At 38.7% G+C, this 18,923-nt stretch carries 18 protein-coding genes; 9 read left to right on the top strand and 9 right to left on the bottom strand.

Going from position 1 to position 18,923, the window contains the following annotated elements; translation table 11 throughout:
* Positions 1 to 152: 152 nt before the first annotated feature.
* Together purF and purL are read right to left on the bottom strand one after the other, a co-directional pair.
* Positions 153 to 1,640 carry an amidophosphoribosyltransferase gene (gene purF, locus K2F26_RS06620; protein ID WP_220610837.1) on the bottom strand — a complete coding sequence of 496 codons (1,488 nt, stop codon included), beginning with the start codon at positions 1,638 to 1,640 and terminating at the stop codon, positions 153 to 155.
* A gap of 221 nt (positions 1,641 to 1,861) precedes the next feature.
* Positions 1,862 to 4,267, bottom strand: a complete 2,406-nt coding sequence (gene purL / locus K2F26_RS06615; protein WP_220610836.1) for a phosphoribosylformylglycinamidine synthase subunit PurL — start codon at positions 4,265 to 4,267, stop codon at positions 1,862 to 1,864.
* Between the two features lie 88 nt (positions 4,268 to 4,355).
* Here purL and K2F26_RS06610 point away from each other — a divergent pair, with 88 nt between their 5' ends.
* The gene (locus K2F26_RS06610; protein WP_194056412.1) at positions 4,356 to 4,550 is read left to right on the top strand and encodes a hypothetical protein; all 195 of its coding nucleotides are present in this window, start codon (positions 4,356 to 4,358) and stop codon (positions 4,548 to 4,550) included.
* 120 nt (positions 4,551 to 4,670) lie between these two features.
* Here K2F26_RS06610 and K2F26_RS06605 read toward each other — a convergent pair whose 3' ends face one another.
* From K2F26_RS06605 to K2F26_RS06595, 3 genes are all read right to left on the bottom strand, one after another.
* Positions 4,671 to 5,498, bottom strand: coding sequence for an Rpn family recombination-promoting nuclease/putative transposase (locus K2F26_RS06605; RefSeq protein WP_220610835.1), 828 nt, complete (start codon positions 5,496 to 5,498; stop codon positions 4,671 to 4,673).
* A gap of 67 nt (positions 5,499 to 5,565) precedes the next feature.
* Positions 5,566 to 6,219, bottom strand: coding sequence for a hypothetical protein (locus K2F26_RS06600; protein WP_246605539.1), 654 nt, complete (start codon positions 6,217 to 6,219; stop codon positions 5,566 to 5,568).
* Between the two features lie 494 nt (positions 6,220 to 6,713).
* Positions 6,714 to 7,199 carry an allophycocyanin subunit alpha-B gene (locus tag K2F26_RS06595; RefSeq protein WP_096567504.1) on the bottom strand — a complete coding sequence of 162 codons (486 nt, stop codon included), beginning with the start codon at positions 7,197 to 7,199 and terminating at the stop codon, positions 6,714 to 6,716.
* A gap of 215 nt (positions 7,200 to 7,414) precedes the next feature.
* Between K2F26_RS06595 and rlmD the strand changes: the two genes are divergently transcribed.
* The gene (rlmD, locus tag K2F26_RS06590; RefSeq protein ID WP_220610834.1) at positions 7,415 to 8,785 is read left to right on the top strand and encodes a 23S rRNA (uracil(1939)-C(5))-methyltransferase RlmD; all 1,371 of its coding nucleotides are present in this window, start codon (positions 7,415 to 7,417) and stop codon (positions 8,783 to 8,785) included.
* Positions 8,786 to 9,249: 464 nt separating this feature from the next.
* Complete coding sequence (locus tag K2F26_RS06585) at positions 9,250 to 9,699, top strand: ATP-binding protein (protein WP_220610833.1); 450 nt, start codon at positions 9,250 to 9,252, stop codon at positions 9,697 to 9,699.
* Positions 9,700 to 9,790: 91 nt separating this feature from the next.
* On the opposite strand, the gene K2F26_RS06580 is transcribed toward K2F26_RS06585, so the two are convergent.
* Complete coding sequence (locus tag K2F26_RS06580; RefSeq protein ID WP_137667430.1) at positions 9,791 to 10,051, bottom strand: DUF6439 family protein; 261 nt, start codon at positions 10,049 to 10,051, stop codon at positions 9,791 to 9,793.
* A gap of 94 nt (positions 10,052 to 10,145) precedes the next feature.
* Between K2F26_RS06580 and K2F26_RS06575 the strand changes: the two genes are divergently transcribed.
* Both K2F26_RS06575 and asnS read left to right on the top strand, forming a co-directional pair.
* The gene (locus tag K2F26_RS06575; protein WP_220610832.1) at positions 10,146 to 10,490 is read left to right on the top strand and encodes a sll0565 family protein; all 345 of its coding nucleotides are present in this window, start codon (positions 10,146 to 10,148) and stop codon (positions 10,488 to 10,490) included.
* Between the two features lie 166 nt (positions 10,491 to 10,656).
* Positions 10,657 to 12,048 carry an asparagine--tRNA ligase gene (gene asnS / locus K2F26_RS06570; RefSeq protein WP_220610831.1) on the top strand — a complete coding sequence of 464 codons (1,392 nt, stop codon included), beginning with the start codon at positions 10,657 to 10,659 and terminating at the stop codon, positions 12,046 to 12,048.
* Between the two features lie 167 nt (positions 12,049 to 12,215).
* Here the strand turns inward: asnS and K2F26_RS06565 are convergent, their stop codons facing one another.
* Complete coding sequence (locus K2F26_RS06565; RefSeq protein WP_220610830.1) at positions 12,216 to 14,000, bottom strand: DUF3685 domain-containing protein; 1,785 nt, start codon at positions 13,998 to 14,000, stop codon at positions 12,216 to 12,218.
* A 97-nt stretch (positions 14,001 to 14,097) separates the two neighbouring features.
* The gene (locus tag K2F26_RS06560) at positions 14,098 to 14,568 is read right to left on the bottom strand and encodes a Fur family transcriptional regulator (RefSeq protein ID WP_220610829.1); all 471 of its coding nucleotides are present in this window, start codon (positions 14,566 to 14,568) and stop codon (positions 14,098 to 14,100) included.
* Between the two features lie 577 nt (positions 14,569 to 15,145).
* Between K2F26_RS06560 and K2F26_RS06555 the strand changes: the two genes are divergently transcribed.
* Positions 15,146 to 15,628 carry a CRR6 family NdhI maturation factor gene (locus tag K2F26_RS06555; RefSeq protein WP_220610828.1) on the top strand — a complete coding sequence of 161 codons (483 nt, stop codon included), beginning with the start codon at positions 15,146 to 15,148 and terminating at the stop codon, positions 15,626 to 15,628.
* 157 nt (positions 15,629 to 15,785) lie between these two features.
* Here the strand turns inward: K2F26_RS06555 and K2F26_RS06550 are convergent, their stop codons facing one another.
* Complete coding sequence (locus K2F26_RS06550; RefSeq protein WP_220610827.1) at positions 15,786 to 16,745, bottom strand: glycosyltransferase family 9 protein; 960 nt, start codon at positions 16,743 to 16,745, stop codon at positions 15,786 to 15,788.
* Positions 16,746 to 16,987: 242 nt separating this feature from the next.
* Here K2F26_RS06550 and ispD point away from each other — a divergent pair, with 242 nt between their 5' ends.
* The 3 genes from ispD to K2F26_RS06535 all read left to right on the top strand — a co-directional run bounded on the left by ispD (position 16,988) and on the right by K2F26_RS06535 (position 18,915).
* Positions 16,988 to 17,686, top strand: a complete 699-nt coding sequence (gene ispD, locus K2F26_RS06545; RefSeq protein ID WP_220610826.1) for a 2-C-methyl-D-erythritol 4-phosphate cytidylyltransferase — start codon at positions 16,988 to 16,990, stop codon at positions 17,684 to 17,686.
* A 170-nt stretch (positions 17,687 to 17,856) separates the two neighbouring features.
* Positions 17,857 to 18,396 (top strand): SMC-Scp complex subunit ScpB, encoded by a 540-nt coding sequence (gene scpB, locus K2F26_RS06540; protein ID WP_220610825.1) that lies wholly within the window; start codon positions 17,857 to 17,859, stop codon positions 18,394 to 18,396.
* 174 nt (positions 18,397 to 18,570) lie between these two features.
* A complete protein-coding gene (locus K2F26_RS06535) occupies positions 18,571 to 18,915 on the top strand; it encodes a DUF760 domain-containing protein (protein ID WP_220610824.1) in 345 nt (114 codons plus the stop codon).
* Positions 18,916 to 18,923 lie beyond the last annotated feature (8 nt).

The following is an 18,923-nucleotide window of genomic DNA, read 5'->3' as shown; positions in this document are numbered from 1 at the left end:
AAATATTAATTTTCAATATTAATTTTAAATATAATCCTGTAAATCCTCTCATCCTGGTTATCCTGATTCAGACAAAATCGAAATTCTGTAAATGTATTTATATCCCCGACTTCTAAAATTAACTGATCTATAAAAGTCGGGGGTCTGATATTCTAAACTGTTGCTTTTTCCAAAATCAATTTAGAACGCTTCACCTGTTCAGGAATAGCTACAGGATAATCTCCTGTAAAACAAGCAGAACAAAAACTATTTGTATCTTCCCTGGTTGTTTCTAACATTCCTTCCCAGCTTAAATAAGCAAGGGTATCAACTTCTAATTTCTTGGCTATGTCTGCTACTGACATTTTAGCGGCAATTAGTTGATCTTGGGTATCTGTATCAATCCCATAAAAGCAAGGATGGGTGACAGGTGGGGAAGATATTCTCATGTGTACTTCCGATGCACCTGCTTCACGCAATGCTTTAACGAGTTTGCGGCTAGTAGTTCCCCGGACGATAGAATCATCAATTATTACCACTCGCTTACCATATAATACATCTTTCAGTGGGTTCAATTTCATCTTAATCCCTGATTCGCGCATACTTTGGGTAGGTTGAATAAATGTTCTACCGACGTAGCGATTTTTAATCAAACCTTCACCATAAGCTACCCCTGATGCTTGGGAAAAACCAATGGCCGCAGGTATACCAGAATCAGGTACACCAAATACTATATCTGCTTCTATGGGTGATTCTTCCGCTAATCTCCGTCCTAATCGCATCCGATAGCTATATAATGTTTCATGGTGCATGACGCTATCAGGACGAGCAAAGTAGATCATTTCAAAGATACACAACTTGCGCTGGGGTTGTTGATTCCATCGGTGTGATGTTAAACCTTTTTCTGTGATCCAAACTAACTCTCCTGGTTCGACATCGCGCAGATATTCAGCACCGATAATATCTAAACCGCAGGTTTCGGAAGCGAGAACGTAACGCACGGGATCACTATCTAAAGTCCCAATGACTAGGGGACGAATACCGTTAGGATCTCTCGCTGCCATGATACCATCGGGTGTACCAATGACTAAACTAAATGCACCTTGACAACGGTGAAGCGCACGAATTGCACCTTCTAACCAGTCTGTACCAGCATTGACTTCTTCAGCGATCGCATAAGCAATCATTTCTGAATCGGTGGTTGTCAGCAAATGAACATTACTCTTGAGTAATTCTTCCCGCAATTGTATGGTATTGACTAAATTACCATTGTGTGCTAAAGCCAAATGACCTAAACGGGTTGAGATAACTGCGGGTTGAGCGTTAACTTTGCGACTAGAACCAGTAGTAGAATAACGGTTATGGCCAACTGCAATATTACCGACTAATTCTTCTAAAATAGTTTCATTAAATACTTGAGAAACCAGCCCCATATCTTTATGCTGGTGTACATAATGTCCATTAAAGGTAGCAATACCAGCAGATTCTTGACCCCGATGTTGCAGGGCATATAATCCAAAGTATGCCATTTTTGCTACATCTTGTTCTGGTGCATAGATACCAAAAACACCACACGCTTCTTCTGGTTTATCACAAGCGTTTTCACTAATTTCACTAATATTTATGGATTGATCAGAAGTGATAGAATGTTGGGGAATCATGCCGGTTTTTGCTCCTGGTAACTGGTGATTGGTAATTGGTAATGGGTAATTGGTGATTGGTAATTGGTAAACTTCCTACTGTCACCTGTCACCTGTCACCTGTCACCTTCTTACTGCCTCTTAATAAATCTTTAACCATCCATTAAAACAGTACCGTAAATTGGTCAAGGATGGGGGATGAATTGTAAATTTTCATGGCTTATCCTTGACATTGATGCGGTTTATGTATTGGCATAGAGAGCGAGACGTTGGGCGATCGCCTGATCGTAAACGTTGCTCATATCCTCAATGCTAACTTTAATAACTTCTTGGTTATCAGCAGTAGTCACTGTTAACCCTGTTTCCAAGTTAGCAACAATACCTAATTTTTGCCAATTTTCTCCTAAATGTTCCTGTAAATAGGATTCCCAAATTTCCTGATTTTCCACACTCACAGAGACTAAAATTCTCGCACCACCTTCACCAAACAACACTTCATCAAAGCGAAAATCAGAGTTTACAGAAATACCTAAATTTAATTCTGCTCCCAACTTTCCACTTAAACAACATTCCGCCAGAGCTACAATTAAACCACCTTCAGCAGTATCATGGGCAGAATTTACCCATCCAGAACGGATACCATAACGACACACGCTTTGTACTTTCCGTTCTAAATCAAAATTAACCCTTGGCGGTTTACCAGCTATTGTATTATGAATCGTTGCTAAATATTCAGAAGCTCCTAATTCGATTTTAGATTTTAGATTTTGGACTTCGACTTCGCTCAGTCGAACGATTTTGGATTGAATTGGTAAACCTAAAAGGTAAATTACATCACCTGGATTTTTCCAACCCTGTCCGCAAATTTTATCCAAATCCTCAATTAAACCAACCATTCCCACTACAGGAGTCGGATAAATAGGCTGGGTATTTCCCTGAGAGTCAAAAGTTTCATTATACAAAGAAACATTGCCACCCGTAACAGGTGTTCCCAACTCCTGACATCCTTCACTTAATCCTTTACAAGCTGATGCTAACTGCCAATAACCGATAGGTTTTTCAGGACTGCCAAAATTCAGATTATCAGTCACCGCTAAAGGTTCAGCACCCACACAACTTAGATTTCTTGCAGCTTCAGCTACCACCGCCTTAGCTCCCTCATAAGGATCTAAATAAACATAGCGAGAATTACAATCAACTGTAGCTGCTACACCAGATTTTAGATTTTGGATTTTGGATTTTAGATTGGGGTTTGCTTCTAAAGGACGTAAGCGCACTACAGCCGCATCTGCCCCACCAGGCAATAATACAGTATTATTCTGCACCTGATGATCATATTGGCGATATACCCAACTTTTAGAAGCAATGGTAGGTGTATCCAGCAAAGTTAATAAAACATCCTGCCAACTTTGTAACTTACCATTAACTGTAATTCCCGTAATATCACAACTTGGCAAACTATCTACACTCCAAGCCCAGGCTGCTTTTGCATATTCTGGCGGTTCGGCTAACAGTTCTCTTTCATACAAAGGCGTATTTTCAGCCAAAGCATCCGCAGGAATTTCCGCAGCAACTTCACCCTTGAATAAAATTCTCACCATCGGTTCAGCAATTACCGTACCTGCAACCACCGCTTGCAGTCCCCAACGGTGGAAAATATCAATTAATTCCTGTTCTCTACCTTTTTCCGCGACAAACAGCATTCTTTCCTGAGATTCGGAAAGCAGATATTCATAAGGTATCATTCCATACTCACGTGCCGGAACTTTATCAAGGTCAAATTCAATACCTACGCCGCCTTTAGCTGCCATTTCCGAAGTAGAACAAGTGATACCCGCAGCACCCATATCTTGAGCCGCTACCACTGCCCCGGTTTTAAATGCCTCTAAACAGGCTTCAATTAAAGACTTCTCTAAAAATGGATCGCCCACTTGCACCGCAGGACGGTTATCCATTGATTCATCGGTTAATTCTGCACTGGCAAAACTCGCACCACCCATACCATCCCTACCAGTGGTTGAGCCAACATATAATACAGGGTTGCCAATTCCTGAAGCACCGGATTTTACTATTTCTGGTGTTTCCATTAATCCCAGTGCCATGACGTTAACCAAGGGATTTCCTGAATAAGCTGGATCAAAATAAACCTCGCCGCCTACCGTGGGAACACCGACACAGTTACCATAATGTGAAATACCCGCTACAACGCCATTAAATAATCTTTGAGTTTTGGGATCATCCAAACTACCAAAACGCAGAGAATTTAATAACGCAATTGGACGCGCCCCCATTGTAAAAATATCTCTTAATATACCTCCTACACCTGTAGCAGCACCTTGGAATGGTTCAACTGCTGAGGGGTGGTTATGGGATTCTATTTTAAATGCTAGTTGCAGTCCATCGCCTAAGTCTACCACACCGGCATTTTCACCGGGTCCGACAAGAATGCGGGGTCCTGTGGTGGGAAACTGTTTGAGGAGGGGACGGGAATTTTTATAACAACAATGTTCTGACCACATTACCCCAAACATACCTAGTTCGGCTTTGTTGGGGTGACGGCCTAAGCGGCGGACAATTTCGGTATATTCTTGTGGTTTAATGCCTTCTGAGGCGATTTCTTGGGGAGAAAAGGGACTTTCGGTGGTCATGGTTTGTTATGCACCAAGAGGACAGATGATTATTGTATCTGAGAACCCTAACTTCTTTATAATTAATTATGTAGATCGCTGATCCAATATGCAAGATACTTTAACCATTACCATTAACCCAGAACTAAAAGCAGCACTTTTAGAAATGACTCAAGCTGAAGGTATATCTGCTGATAGTTTAGTTGGTAAAGCTATTGAGGATGGCATCTTTACTCACAAATTCCGTGCATTGCGTTCTTATTTGATGCAGAAGAATAAAACGGTAGGAATTTGCTGTTTCTGAAGAAATGAATATGCGGTAGAAATTAGTCTGGGTGTGGGGTATGCTAGGAGAGCGATCGCCATTTTTAATATTAGCGATCGCCTATCATATTAAACAGTAAATTTTAATTTCTCTCTCAACCTACTCCACAGAATTTTGATCCCCAGATTTTTCCGCAACCTTCCTCACTGCTTCAATATCTACATCTAACCTTGTCGCTATTTCTTCCACCGTCAAACCTAACTCTATTAATAGAGGTACTGTTTCTAACCTACCTTCTAACCTACCTTGTAACCTACCTTTTTTTCTTTCTTCTTCCGCAACATCTCGGAAATATCTTGTTTGCTTTAAATCTTCAAAAGTAAACATTGCTTCTATCTCCTGACGAGTTAAATTATTGAATTTATAAACTAAGATCGTCTCTAACAATTGTAAGACTTTTTGCCTTTGGGCTGCATCTGTAAATTGTTGTCGAGATTTGTCCATTAACTGTTGACTGTGATCAATTGCAGTTTCTTCTTTCTCTACTACTAACTGTACCATACCCAACCCTACAGAGTTATCATTTGTGACTTCTAACTCATCTAAATAAATGATTGTTACTTGCTGACTCATTAGCAAACCTCGATACTGGATAGGTACACCAGGATCTAAACTGCGTTTAGCAAAAATTGCCACTGCATGAAAATCATTTTTTGGTTTATATTGATTGAGGTAAACAAAGATTTCCGCAAATAATTTCCAGTAAAAATCCGTTTTTGGTTGAAATTGCACCTCAACAAAATAAATCGGTTGTTGAGGTATATCTGAATTTGGTATGAATAACCCATCAAACCGAAATGCTAACTCTTTTATTTCTACAGATGTAAATTGATAATTTTCTGCTTCTGTAGCTGGTTTACCAATCAATTCAAAAAGAATATTTGGTAATGTTTGAAAGAGTTGATAGAAGATAGTATCTGTTTTCACCCTGCGAAAAATTCCTATTTTTTAAACTACGACAAAAATAAAAAGGTGCCAGTTAAACTATTTGACATTATCCACCTATTTCCAAATTACTTAAAATCAAATCTGCTCTTGGTTCAAAACCATCTCCATATTCTGCTGGATAATGGGTAATTACATAAAATACTTTACCCTTTTCTTCTCCAATATAAATATTACCAAAAATCTCTTGACCTTTACTAAAAGTAATCTTTTCTTTTGCCCAAGGATAGGTTACTGTATCGCTACGACTGCCAACTTTCCAACCATTAGATGCAATTATCCCATCTTTACTATTAATAAAATTTTTGACTTCTTCTAAAGTTTTTAAATCATCAGGAAAAACAAATTTAACATAAGCATCTTCATTTTTTACACCCCCAAAATTAACAATAAACTTCGCTGCTTTTCTTTGATTTGCATCTTCTGATTTAACTACAAAATCTTCTTCAGGAAAGTAGGTACTGAACACATTTTTCTCCTGGTAAAGTTTTAAGGAAATGCTGGTTTTTTCCCCTTCCACAGAAATAGTAGCTGTTTTATTATTTGGTCTATTTTGTGCAGATTTATTACTATCTACAATGGGTTTATTTTCGGTAATGCGGCTATTGTCCGCAGAAATTTGGTTTTGGGTAGGTGTAGTACAAGCAGTAATTCCACTTAATAAGATTGTTGCTGCTACTACTTTAATAAGATTCAGATACATTTTACAAAAATGTGTTAGTGTTTACAGAAATTTGACCCATATATGCAATTGACTGTTGCTGCTGCCATCAAAATGATGTATTGTCCTCTTTCAATCAATTGCTCAAAGGTATACATTTTTTCTTCAATTCTTCAGTGATTAAAATCACCAATGAATATGATTACAATCACCATTATCCATGATGAAGATCCTCCTCTAAGAATGAGCATCTTGGGATAATTACTTATAACTGAACTCTAGCCGAGTCATTAATAGGGAACACAACTAATGTCCGACAGCCTCCTGTCGGTCTTTTTTGTTTTTGGTGAGTGTCAGTAGATGCACATAAAATATCCCCACAACTTTATAATAACTTGACAAATATGTTGCCATAATTTTGCCATAGCAACTATCAAGTGTGGGGAAAGAGTGATCAAATGAGCAAGATCACCAGTAGCTTTACGCAAAGCGTCAGCCGTGATGGCGATCGCTAATGTTGCAGAGAAACCTTATGATTAGGACATCGCTTGAATGATGTAATCAAAGTAAGGCTCTGCTGCTGCTGCATCTTCACCACTTAGTAAGCCCAAGGATGCTTGTTTAAGGCAGTTGATAGCTTCTACCATTCCCGGTACAGGAACACCCAGAGAATTGTACATTTCCCGTACACCAATCAACCCAATTTTTTCAATTGGTTCTTTGTCACCTGCAAGCACACCATAGGTAATTAAGCGCAGATACCAGCCGAAGTCACGGATACATAAAGCGCGTTGCTTATCTCCGTAAGCATTGCCACCGGGAGCGATAAAGTCAGGGCGCTTTTGCCAAAGTTTTTTGGTTGCTTCCTGAACTATCTTTTTTTCGTTTTCTGACAGGGTAGCAGCGATTCTAGTCCGCTGTGCGCCTGTTTGCAAAAATTCTTTGATACTTTTGAGTTCGCCACTGCTAGGGTAACGCAGTTCGTCGTCAGCTTGGAGAATAACTTGGCTAATTACAGTCATGATTATGTAATCACGGAAATTATATTATTTGTTAGTTTAACCAGTTCGCGGTACAGAAGTGAAGGGTATATTGGTAATTGGTAATTGGTAATAGGTAATTGGTAATTGGTGTAAATTATGCAAATTAAATTAATATTTTGTAACTTTTGCCTATTCTCTATTTCCACCAACTAATAACTAATGACTAATGACTAATAACTAATAACTAATAACTAATGACTAATACAGTTTGGCAACAGGGTGAAGTAATAGAACTGGAAATTTCTGATTTAAGCGACACTGGCGATGGTGTAGGGCGCTTTGATCAGCGTGTGGTTTTTGTTCCCGATACAGTAGTGAGCGATCGCACTTTAGTCAGACTTACACACGTTAAACCCAAATATGCTCATGCTACCCTCAAACAAATCCTCCAACCCTCTCCACAACGTATCCGACCTAGTTGTATTGTTGCTGATAAATGTGGTGGTTGTCAGTGGCAACATATAAATTATGATTATCAGCTTACAGCAAAGCATAATCAAGTCACTCAAGCTTTAGAAAGAATAGGCGGTTTTGTTAACCCCCCAGTAGCTCCCGTCTTATCAACATCATCATCTTTAGGTTATCGCAACAAAGCCACCTATCCCGTCCGTATCTCAGCTACCGGACAAGTTCAAGCCGGTTATTACCAAAAAGGTAGCCATCAACTCATTAACTTAAATCAATGTCCAGTTCAAGACTCCCGTTTAAATCCTTTATTAGCTGAAGTCAAGCAGGATATTCAAAAGCGGGGTTGGTCAATTTATGACGAAAACCGCCACCAAGGACAAATTCGCCATTTAAGTTTACGCATAGGTCGCCGCACAGGGGAAATGCTACTAACTTTAGTAGTCAAAGATAGAAATTTACCAGACATTGAAACCCAAGCACAGCAATGGTTACAGCGTTATCCCCAGTTAGTAGGAGTTTGTTTAAATCGCAATAGCGATCGCACAAATGCTATATTTGGAAAAGATACAACTTGTATTGCAGGGATTCCTTACCTGCGAGAAAAATTCGCTGGTTTAGAATTTCAAATCCGCCCGGATACATTTTTTCAAGTTCATACAGAAACGGCTGAAGCACTGTTACAAGTCATTCAGTCAGAATTAAATTTACAAGGTCATGAAGTTTTAGTAGATGCCTATTGTGGTATTGGTACTTTAACTTTACCCCTAGCAAAACAAGCACGCCAAGTTATTGGCTTGGAAGTGCAATCAGCAGCCGTAGAACAGGCAATTTTCAATGCCCAACAAAACGGAATTAATAATGTTACATTTCAAGTAGGAGCAGTGGAGAAAAATTTACCAAATTTGGGAATTATACCAGATATTGTCTTACTTGATCCGCCACGTAAAGGATGTGAAGCTAATGTCATCAAATCTTTACTGAACCTGAAACCTTCGCGCATTATTTACGTCAGTTGTAAAGTAGCCACCTTGGCTCGTGACCTAAAATTATTGTGTGAACATGGACAATACCATCTTACAAGAGTACAGCCAGCCGACTTTTTTCCCCAAACCGCTCACGTAGAAACAGCAGCCTTTCTCCAGCGATATCCATGCTAAAAGCAACTATTAACTTTGGCTTATATGTTAACCGATTGTTTACAAAAACTTAAATGGAAAATTTGTAGTCCAGTGCATACTAATAATGCTAAAATAAAATTAACCTAAAAATAGAAACTTCTTTTTTAACCATTAAAGTTGCATGACTCTGATTTGAAAAAGTGAAATAAATTGTGCAAATTATGAAGCGGCTACAAAGAAAGTTGAATATTTATATACTTTCCCAAAGTAATAAATAGCAACACAGAAGTTGTTAATTGTATTAGCAAAACAATTACAGCCAAATTTTAATTAGGCAATTTTCACACATTCACACATATTTTAGAGTCAATGCTCCCTAGCAATTTCATAAATTTAGTTTTACAGACGCAAGTTTAAAGACAGCATGACTACCTTTATTTTTATCAGGGTGTCTGTAATAGCGAACTGATGTCTAGCTAACTAAAAGCTACGGGGTTTCTCTTGTGATTACCATTTCTCTTCGTCCACTTGGGCGCTCTTGGGGTACTATTAGTTTTGCCTCCACTCTTTATCTATGCCCAATATTAGATTTATTATTGGCAGATATTCCCACAAAATTACACGCCGAACTGCGTTTAGGACTTCAAGAAGCCCTAGTAAACGCAGCTAAACACGGCAATAATCTTGATCCCAGTAAACTAGTAGTAGTTCGTTTTTCCTTGATAGATAATCAATATTGGTGGATTATTTCCAATCAAGGTAATGGTTTTACTCCCTGTTGTAATCCTGATAGTGATCCCACTGACTTTTTACCACCAGATGAATCAGAAAATGGTCGAGGAATGTCTCTACTGCATCTAATTTTTGATCAAGTACAATGGAACCGTAAAGGAACAGAATTAAGACTTTGCAAGCAAATAGAAAATCGGCGTTTGTTATCTTTAAGAAGATAGAAAATGGGTAATTGGTAATGGGTAATGGGTAATTGGTAATTGGTAAATTGGTAATATTATTCCCAATCACCAATCACCAATCACCAATCCCTCAATGTTTACCGTGAGTGGGACAGGGAGGGGCAGAAATAGACTTATCTAACCAGCCTATAGCCTGTTCTAACCTAGCTTGAGCCTCTTGAGGCTCATTTTTGACCAAAAACACCATAGCAGCCGCTACAAGCTCACTAGCGCGGGCATTGCGGTTAGACTTGAGACGATGCCAGTCATCAGGAGAAATAGTCAATTTTTCCATCAAAGCTTGGGCAAGTTCCAGAGTAGTAACATCATTTAATTGACTGGTTTGATACATAAGACTAAGTGCTGAGTTAAGAGTAAAAGTTATGATGTAATTATCATAGCCAATCACCCATCACCAATGACCCATCACCAATGACCCATCACCAATGACCAAACCAGAGGAAAACCAGCAACCCGACTTTGAACAGGAACTAGAGGAACTAGAAACCGGACTGCGACTCTTAAAAGAAAGATATGCCCAAGTGCAACGGGATCAACAGCAAAAGGCACAATGGCAACAAGAAATTAAAAATCTCAAAGAAAATAAAAATCAGACACCAGAAATCAAAGCCGAGTTAAAACGCCTGGAAAAAGAGTTAGAAGCCCTAGAAATTAACCTAGAAAGCCAATTATTTTCCTGGAAAAGCCTAAATCGGCCTTTTTGGCAAGCAGTCCGTTTTGGTGGTTTAGGAATTATTATAGGATGGGTGTTAAAATCTTTAGCTGGGTGATTGGTGATTGGTGATTGAAAAAGAAGGCAAGAGGCAAGAGGCAAAAGGCAAAAGTTTCTTAACTTTGACGTTTGACTTTATATCTTACCTGTTCCCTGTTCCCTGTTCCCTGTTCCCTGACTAAAATTAATGTTATATATAGTTAAAAAAATCCAAACTGTAAAAAATGATTAAACATCGAATTGCCGAAATATTAAGAAGTGGTCAACCAGAAGAAACCTTAACAGTACAAGGTTGGGTAAGAACCAAACGCGAATTAAAAGGATTTGCCTTTTTAGAAGTTAACGATGGTTCATGTTTAGCCAACTTACAAATAGTTATCAATCAAGAATTACCAAACTACGAAGCCATATTAAAACAGATAAATACAGGTGCTTCTGTCGAAGTTGCAGGAATATTAGTTGCATCTCAAGGAAAAGGACAGAGAATAGAACTAAAAGCAGATGCAGTAAAAGTTTACGGAGATGCTGATCCCGAAACTTATCCTCTGCAAAAGAAACGTCATTCCTTTGAGTTTTTAAGAAGCATTGCCCATTTAAGAGGTAGAACTAACTCCTTTGGATCAGTATTTCGGGTAAGAAATGCTTGTGCAAATGCCATACATCAATTTTTCCAAGAACGGGGTTTTATGTGGGTACATACTCCCATTTTAACCGCCAGTGATTGTGAAGGTGCAGGAGAATTATTTAGTGTTACAAGTTTGAATTTAAAAAATATTCCCCGCACAGAAAATAAAGAAGTTGATTATAGTCAAGACTTCTTTGGCAAACCAACTTATTTAACAGTAAGTGGACAATTAGAAGCAGAAATAATGGCAATGGCGTTTAGTAACGTCTATACTTTTGGTCCCACATTCCGGGCGGAAAATTCTAACACTTCTCGTCACTTAGCCGAATTTTGGATGGTAGAACCAGAAATGGCATTTTGTGATTTAGAAGGAGATATGAATTTAGCAGAAGATTTCTTAAAACATATTTTTAAATATGTGATGGAAACCTGTGCTGAAGACATGGAATTTTTCAATCAAAGAATTGATAATACTGTTTTAGAAACTGCTAACAATATTATTAACAATCAATTTGAAAGATTGACTTATACCGATGCAGTCAAACTTTTAGAAAAAGCGGATGTAAAATTTGAATATCCTGTAAGTTGGGGTGCGGATTTACAGTCAGAACATGAGCGTTATTTAGCGGAACAATTGTTTAAAAAACCTGTGATTGTGACAGATTATCCAGCGCAAATTAAAGCCTTTTATATGCGGTTGAATAATGATGAAAAAACCGTGAGAGCGATGGATATTTTAGCACCGAAAATAGGTGAAATTATTGGAGGTTCGCAACGGGAAGAAAGATTAGATGTGTTAGAAAAACGGGTTTTAGCACAGGGAATGAAAACAGAAGATTTGTGGTGGTATTTAGATTTACGTCGTTATGGTACTGTACCTCATGCTGGTTTCGGTTTAGGGTTTGAAAGACTGGTGCAGTTTATGACAGGTATGGGGAATATTCGGGATGTGATTCCTTTCCCCCGTACACCACAAAGCGCGGAGTTTTAATAGTTAGGAGTCTTAGGGGCGAAGCATTCGGAAAATAACCTGTGATAAAAATTGATAATTTATCGCCCGAATGCTGATGCTTCCAGCACGCTTCGCGAACGCCCTTACAGGAGTCAGGAGGAAAAATTAGCAGCGGCTAAGAATAGTCTCTTATAGATCAATCCCCGTTACAAAAACGGCCTCCTACCTTCGTTATTGTTTTGCTTGTCGCTATTACGTTTTAAAGTTTTTTCTGTTAAGGAAACACTACCAATACCTTGAAGAATACCACGGGCAACTAAACCTAAACCACGACCAATGATTTGTGTTAATACAAATACAATTCCATTACCGAAAAAAGATAATAGAGATTGTAACCGAGGTGCGATCGCATCCCGACATTCTAACAGTAATGTAACCGCTAAAGGAACTCCAGACAGTTTTGCTAACTCTTGGTTACGAGGAGAATAAATTGATATTTTGGCAATACCACGAGGTGCAAATACAAATAGTTCATAGCGACTTTCAAAAATTGCCTGGGCTTCATTCACATAATTATTCAATCTGTATTTCCAAGATAAATTATTTCTAAATCTTTCAATTTCTCTTGTAGAAATTAAATGACGATCATAAAAATTTTGTTTGATGGTTTCTACATCTGCCAAGGAATTTAGCAATGGTTGTAATACACCATTAGCAACTTGAATTAGTACATTCTCTAAAATCATTGATGCTTGAGAATTTGCAGGTTCAGTTCCTGCGGAATAAGAGATATTATCAACATATAAATCTGTTTGCCAAAGGAGATAAGAAAACAAGTCTTCGACTAAGGGAATTTTATTGAGGATTTCAGTTTCTACACCTGCTGCATTTTTCAATAAAAAAGTGACTATTTCTATATTGATATCTCCGACATTTATCCGGGAAGATTTACCGTAAAATTCGGTAATTGCTGATTCCCATAAATTATTGAGAATCTGATTTTTTAACTCAGGTATTTGTTGAATTTCGACTTTTGAGCTACGTAGATCATCTAATTTTTGAGATACTTTTTGTAAGATGATATAAAGAAGTTCTCTTTTTTTGTCTTCACGCAGAATATCAATTTCTAAAGGTATGTCTGTCAGATTTTGTAAAGGAAACTGGAGTTTATTAGTACAAGATGTAAATATTATAGATTGTAGTGCTTTTGGACTCAGTAAAGGCGGTATAACAGTTTCCATTTGTTGTGATTCTGCTTTACTAATGGCGCTATTTGAGTAAGAAATGGGTAGCGGTAATGGTTGAGATTTTTGTATTTCTTGTCTTTCTTCTGGTGCAGACAATAAGTTATTTACTACCCAACGCGCTGCTAAAAGTTCTCTTCTTTGTCCTGCAAGAATAGCTTTATCTAATAATGGTAATCCAGGAATTTTTAATTGTGCGGTAACTGCGGACAGATTATTATTAATATGATTAATTCCTGTTAACCTGATATTATTTCTGAGTCTGGCAAAAGGTAAATGAGATAAAGGGGAATTTATTCCTGTTGATCCTAACCAATAGTAACCACCTGATGCTATTTCTTGCATGATGGGTACTAATTCAGAAATAGATATACCTTTAGGACAATAGCCATTTACATCTGTATTTTTTGCTGCTGATAACAGTTCTGGTGTAGATATAGAACTAAGCAACAAAATGGGTATATGAGGGTATAAAGCTTTAAGTTGTCTGCAAAATTGTAACCCTAGCTGTTGAGATTCGCTAGAACTGCCATTTCCTAATTCTAAAACTATTAGATTGACTTGGTTTTGATCAGGTGCTACAATTTCCGCTAAAACCTGTAAGGCTGCGGTATCGGTGGGAACATCGGCTATTACTTGTAGGTGGGGGATTGTTTCTAGAGCTACCCTTAGTCCTAGACGAAAGATGGGGTCTGGGTCAATTAATAATAATTGTAAATTTAAACTACTTAAAGGGCGATCGCTCATAGTCAGGTCAAATAAAAATGGAATTTTTTCCCAGCCAAAAAACCGCAGTCATCCCAGCTGAGTCATTCCTATTTTCACCTGTTTTTGTCACTTTAATTTATTGCTGATGATAATGACCATTGTGATCTGGATGTAAGTTACGGTGTCCAAAAAAGTTGATGGTGTAGCCACTAATCTTCACTCCGGTTTGTGCCTCAACTTGCTGGATCAATTCTTCTGGTATTTCTATATGCACATCTAAAATTTGATTTGTATCTAAGCAGTTAACATGACTGTGAGCATCAGTCACATTACCATATAACCGCCCATCACAATGTTCAATACACTCAATAATACCTTGACTGGATAGAGCTTCTAAATTTTGATAAACAGAAGTATGGCCAATCTCTTTACCTTGTTGGTTCAAGCGATCGTAAATCTCTCTAGCGGAAAGATGTTCTTTAGCTTGCCATAGTAATTCTAGTATAAATCGGCGCTGGCGGCTAACACGCATACCTAGTATTTGACACCGATCTAGAGCATCTTCTAAAGAACGAATTGCTTTTGTAGAAATAGCTGGTTTTTGCATATTTCAGTTTTAACTGTAGGAACTGTAGGAATAGTTTTCTGCTTTAATGAAATAAATGTTGATTTTTATACGCAGGTATATTACATATTTACAATATATTCTTTGCTTATCCTGTGTATTTGATACTGACATCTTTGATTAACTACAGGTTTGAGCCGGTTTGGTTTTGGGTTATTTTATAATTAATTACATCTTAACTCTAAAACAAACTCATTACAACTTTAGCTTATCAAGACCATAAATGTCCAGGTGAGGGGGTTGTAGTTTGGGAAAATGTATATAAAATTATCAAATGTCAATAGTACAACTACGCAAAATAGAAAAAATAGCACATTCAATAATGGACAATTAACAATGAACAATTGACAATTACCTCTCCCTTGAAGGGAGAGGATTGAAAAATCGGAATTTTGCTCTTTTTTCCCCTTGAAAGGGGAGGTTTTAAACCTTGAATGAAACAATTATCAATTATCAATTGTCAATTATCAATTGATAAAGTAGCATTAATGCCTAAAAACTGCTACTGTGGATTCTGGATACCACATTTGAGCAATCAAAAAAGCAGCCAAAAAAGTCAATGACAATCACAATCAGCCTTCATAACGACTCTATAAATAATCTAGATTTGTCACCTGCATTAAAGGTAATTGAACCATTGCTGCAAGAGGAATCCATTACATCCCAGGAACAGCAATTGCGCTTTGAAATCAATTACTCACGGGAAGCAAATGATCCACGGGAGCTTTCGGAAATTCCAGAGGTCAGGTTGTGGTTTGTGCGTTTAGATGCCAAATATCCCTGGTTGCCGTTTTTACTAGATTGGAAAGCTGGGGAATTAGCCCGTTATGCTGCTATGCTAGTACCCCATCAGTTTATTAAAAAAGAAGGTATACAGTACAACCCTGAAGCCTTAGAAATCTTTTTGATGCACAAAATTTTTATTTTAAGTGATTGGCTAAAACAACAAAGTATTCCTACACCATTCCGACTTAAATCTTTCGCGCAAGTCTTGGGCTATGAATTAGAAGATGGCTTTTTTGAAATGATTGAAAAAAGATAGGAATTTAGGAGTCAGGAGTCAGTAGGGGCAATCCCCCTGTGGTTGCCCCAAGAGTCAGGAGTTAGAATGTTTGTCATCTGCTATATAAATTTCGGATTTTAGATTTTTCAATCAATCCAAAATCCAAAATCCAAAATCTAAAATCTAAAACTAATAGTTAACCGCCCCAGATTTTTTCTAAGACGGTTGCAGGTGCTATGTCAGCGGTTTTGCCAGTGGGGGATTTAATGGCGAGGAATTTATCACTGGTTGGTAATATCTTTCCTGGGTCTGTAGAACCAAGTAGGGCGATAGTATAGGTTTGTACAGCTACAGCCACTTGTAGGGGCGCACTGTTGAGAGAAAGCATTAAACTTGCTCCACCAATTATGGCAGTTAATTTGCCCACATCATCAATGGCAATTACTTTAATACCGGGACAAGATTGCACCAGGGAAGAAACAAATTTATCATCCTCAGTTTCTTTAATAACCACCACTGGTAAATCTGGTTGTTTGCGTTGACAATCTTGAATAATTTGTTGCCAACTAGCTACAGGATAGCTGGTATCAGCACCATTGATTTGGGACAACTTACCAGAACCGCCATAAATCAGGATGTAACCTGTGTCATTGATACCCAAACGTTTTTGTTGCTGTTGCGCCCATTCAATATCTGGTTTCAGTAGATTTACTGCTAACGGTGGGCAAGGTGTCTTGATTCCCAAAGGTTGCAACAAATCATGATACATGGAGGGTATATATTGGGATGTGTTGGGAGATACAACATTGGTGAGAAAATTTGCACCACTACCTTGGAAGCCAATGCGAGTGGGAATACCAGTCAACCAGAGAAACAAACCGACAAACCAACTTTCTCCAGCAGTGATGGCAACATCATATTCGCGATCGCGGATTGTTCCCACCAAGTTACCCCAATCTGCTAAACTATTACGATCCTTGTAATCAAAGGTCAATACCTCGTGAACTGACTTGCTCACTCGGTAGGCAGCCTTAGACCGGGGTTCCACAACGACATCTATCAAAGCGTCAGGATAGGAACGCTTGAGATCATCCAAAGTGGGGAAAAAAAGAACTTGGTCGCCAATTGAACCAGGTGCAAAAGCTACTACTCGCATAAATAATATATTTATTGAAGCTTATCGTCCTTATTTTAGGTGAAATGGGGAATGGTAATTGGTAATGGGTGATTGGTAATTGGTGATTGGTGATTGGTGATTGGTGATTGGTGATTGGTGATTGGTGATTGGTGATTGGGGACTGGTGATTAGGGAGAAGAAAATACTTTATCCTGACTCCTGACTCCTGCCTCCTCCCTCCTGCCTCCTGCCTCCTGCTATTTAAAACATCGAGGAAAGTTGTGTATTTATTAATTCCGGCCGCAGGTAGCGGTAAAAGAATGGGTGCTGACCGCAATAAACTGTTATTACAGGTTCGCTCAAAAACTCTTATTGCTTGGACTTTGTTAGCTGCGGAAGCTGCTAGTGCTATCAGTTGGATCGGAATTATTTCCCAACCTCATGACTGGGAGGACTTTAAGGCAATTTTGGCTGATTTAAAGCTAACTAAACCTGTGGAGTTTATTCCTGGTGGTGCTACCCGCCAAGAGTCGGTTTATAACGGATTACAGGCATTACCAGAAAATGCTGAACAGGTATTAATTCATGATGGGGCGCGATGTTTAGCTACACCGGACTTATTTAATGCTTGTGCAGCAGCTATTCTTCATTGTCCAGGGTTAATTGCGGCTATACCTGTAAAAGATACAATGAAAGTTGTGGGGGAAAGTGGCATAATTCAAAGTACACCTAGCAGAGAGCAACTTTGGGCAGCGCAAACTCCCCAAGGATTTGATGTGAAGTTGTTAAAAGAATGTCATGCTGAGGGTGTGCGTCAAGGTTGGGAAGTGACAGATGATGCCGCTTTGTTGGAAAAATGCGGGATTGAAGTACGGATAGTACCAGGAGAGGAGACTAATTTGAAAGTGACAACTCCTCAAGATTTGGCGATCGCAGAATTTATTCTCTGTCACAGGGAACAGGTGACAGGTGACAGGTGACAGGTGACAGGTGACTGGGGACTGGGGACTGGGGACTGGGGACTGGGGACTGGTGATTTTATTTTGGATTTTTGATTTTGGATTGTATTTCATGAATCCAATCTAAAATCTAAAATCTAAAATCTAAAATTCTCCTGCCTCCTGACTCCTGATTCCTATAACTTTTAAATATGTCCAAGAATATAGCCATAGCAATCAAAATAGAAGCGATTTTGTATTTAAAGGGTAAACCTTTGTCTGTGAGTGAAATAGCCGAGTATGCTGGGTGCGATCGCCATACAGCAGAAGAAGGTATAATTGAACTGATGGATAATTATGCCCGTCGAGATAGTGCGCTAGAAGTTGTCGAAACCGCAAATGGTTATAGTTTGCAACTGCGGTCAGATTTTCATGATTTAGTACAGACTTTGATCCCTGTAGAGTTGGGTGTGGGAGCTTTACGGACTTTAGCAGCGATCGCTCTTAACAGTCCCATTTTGCAAAGTGAGTTAATAGAACTGCGGGGTTCAGGTGTATATCAGCACGTTCCTGAACTGGTAGAATTAGGATTTGTGCGTAAACGACGAGACAATGAATCCCGGTCATATTCATTACAAGTCACGCCAAAATTTCACCAATATTTCCAAATTGATCAACTTCCCGAAATTATTCCCAAAACCGACAAAGAACAACAATTAGAACTAGAGTTAGATGGGACAGGTGATGGGTGACTGGGGACTGGTGACTGGTGACTAGGAAGATGGGGTGATGGGGTGATGGGGAGAAAATTCTTTACCTGTTCCCTGTTCCCTATTCCCTGTTCCCTGTTCCCTATTCTGATAAATGCGCTAGGCTTGTGATATGGTTTAAAGTAGAATTAGCAACTAAGCTAAGAAGAATTGCCAATGGTGTTTGATCCTGATTTTTTGAATAACAACTCTGAGGAACACACTCATCAGCTTCTGAACGAACACTTGGGGGAAAATCCGAATCAGTTATTGAAATATTTACAGCATCAATCTCCCGACGTTCTAGCCCGTGTAGCCCAGTCTGCCAGTCCAGAAATTAAACAAATCATTTCCCAAAATGTCCAAGGACTGGTAGGAATGCTCCCAGGAGAGAGTTTTAATGTGCAAGTTACTACAGACCGAGATAACCTCGCAGGACTGTTAGCATCAGCAATGATGACTGGTTATTTTCTGCGGCAGATGGAACAAAGAATGCAATTAGAGCATTTGTCTAATCAATAGTTTCGAGT

Source organism: Sphaerospermopsis torques-reginae ITEP-024, from assembly GCF_019598945.1.
GTDB lineage: Bacteria > Cyanobacteriota > Cyanobacteriia > Cyanobacteriales > Nostocaceae > Sphaerospermopsis.
This window is presented reverse-complemented; position numbering and strand designations above follow the sequence as displayed.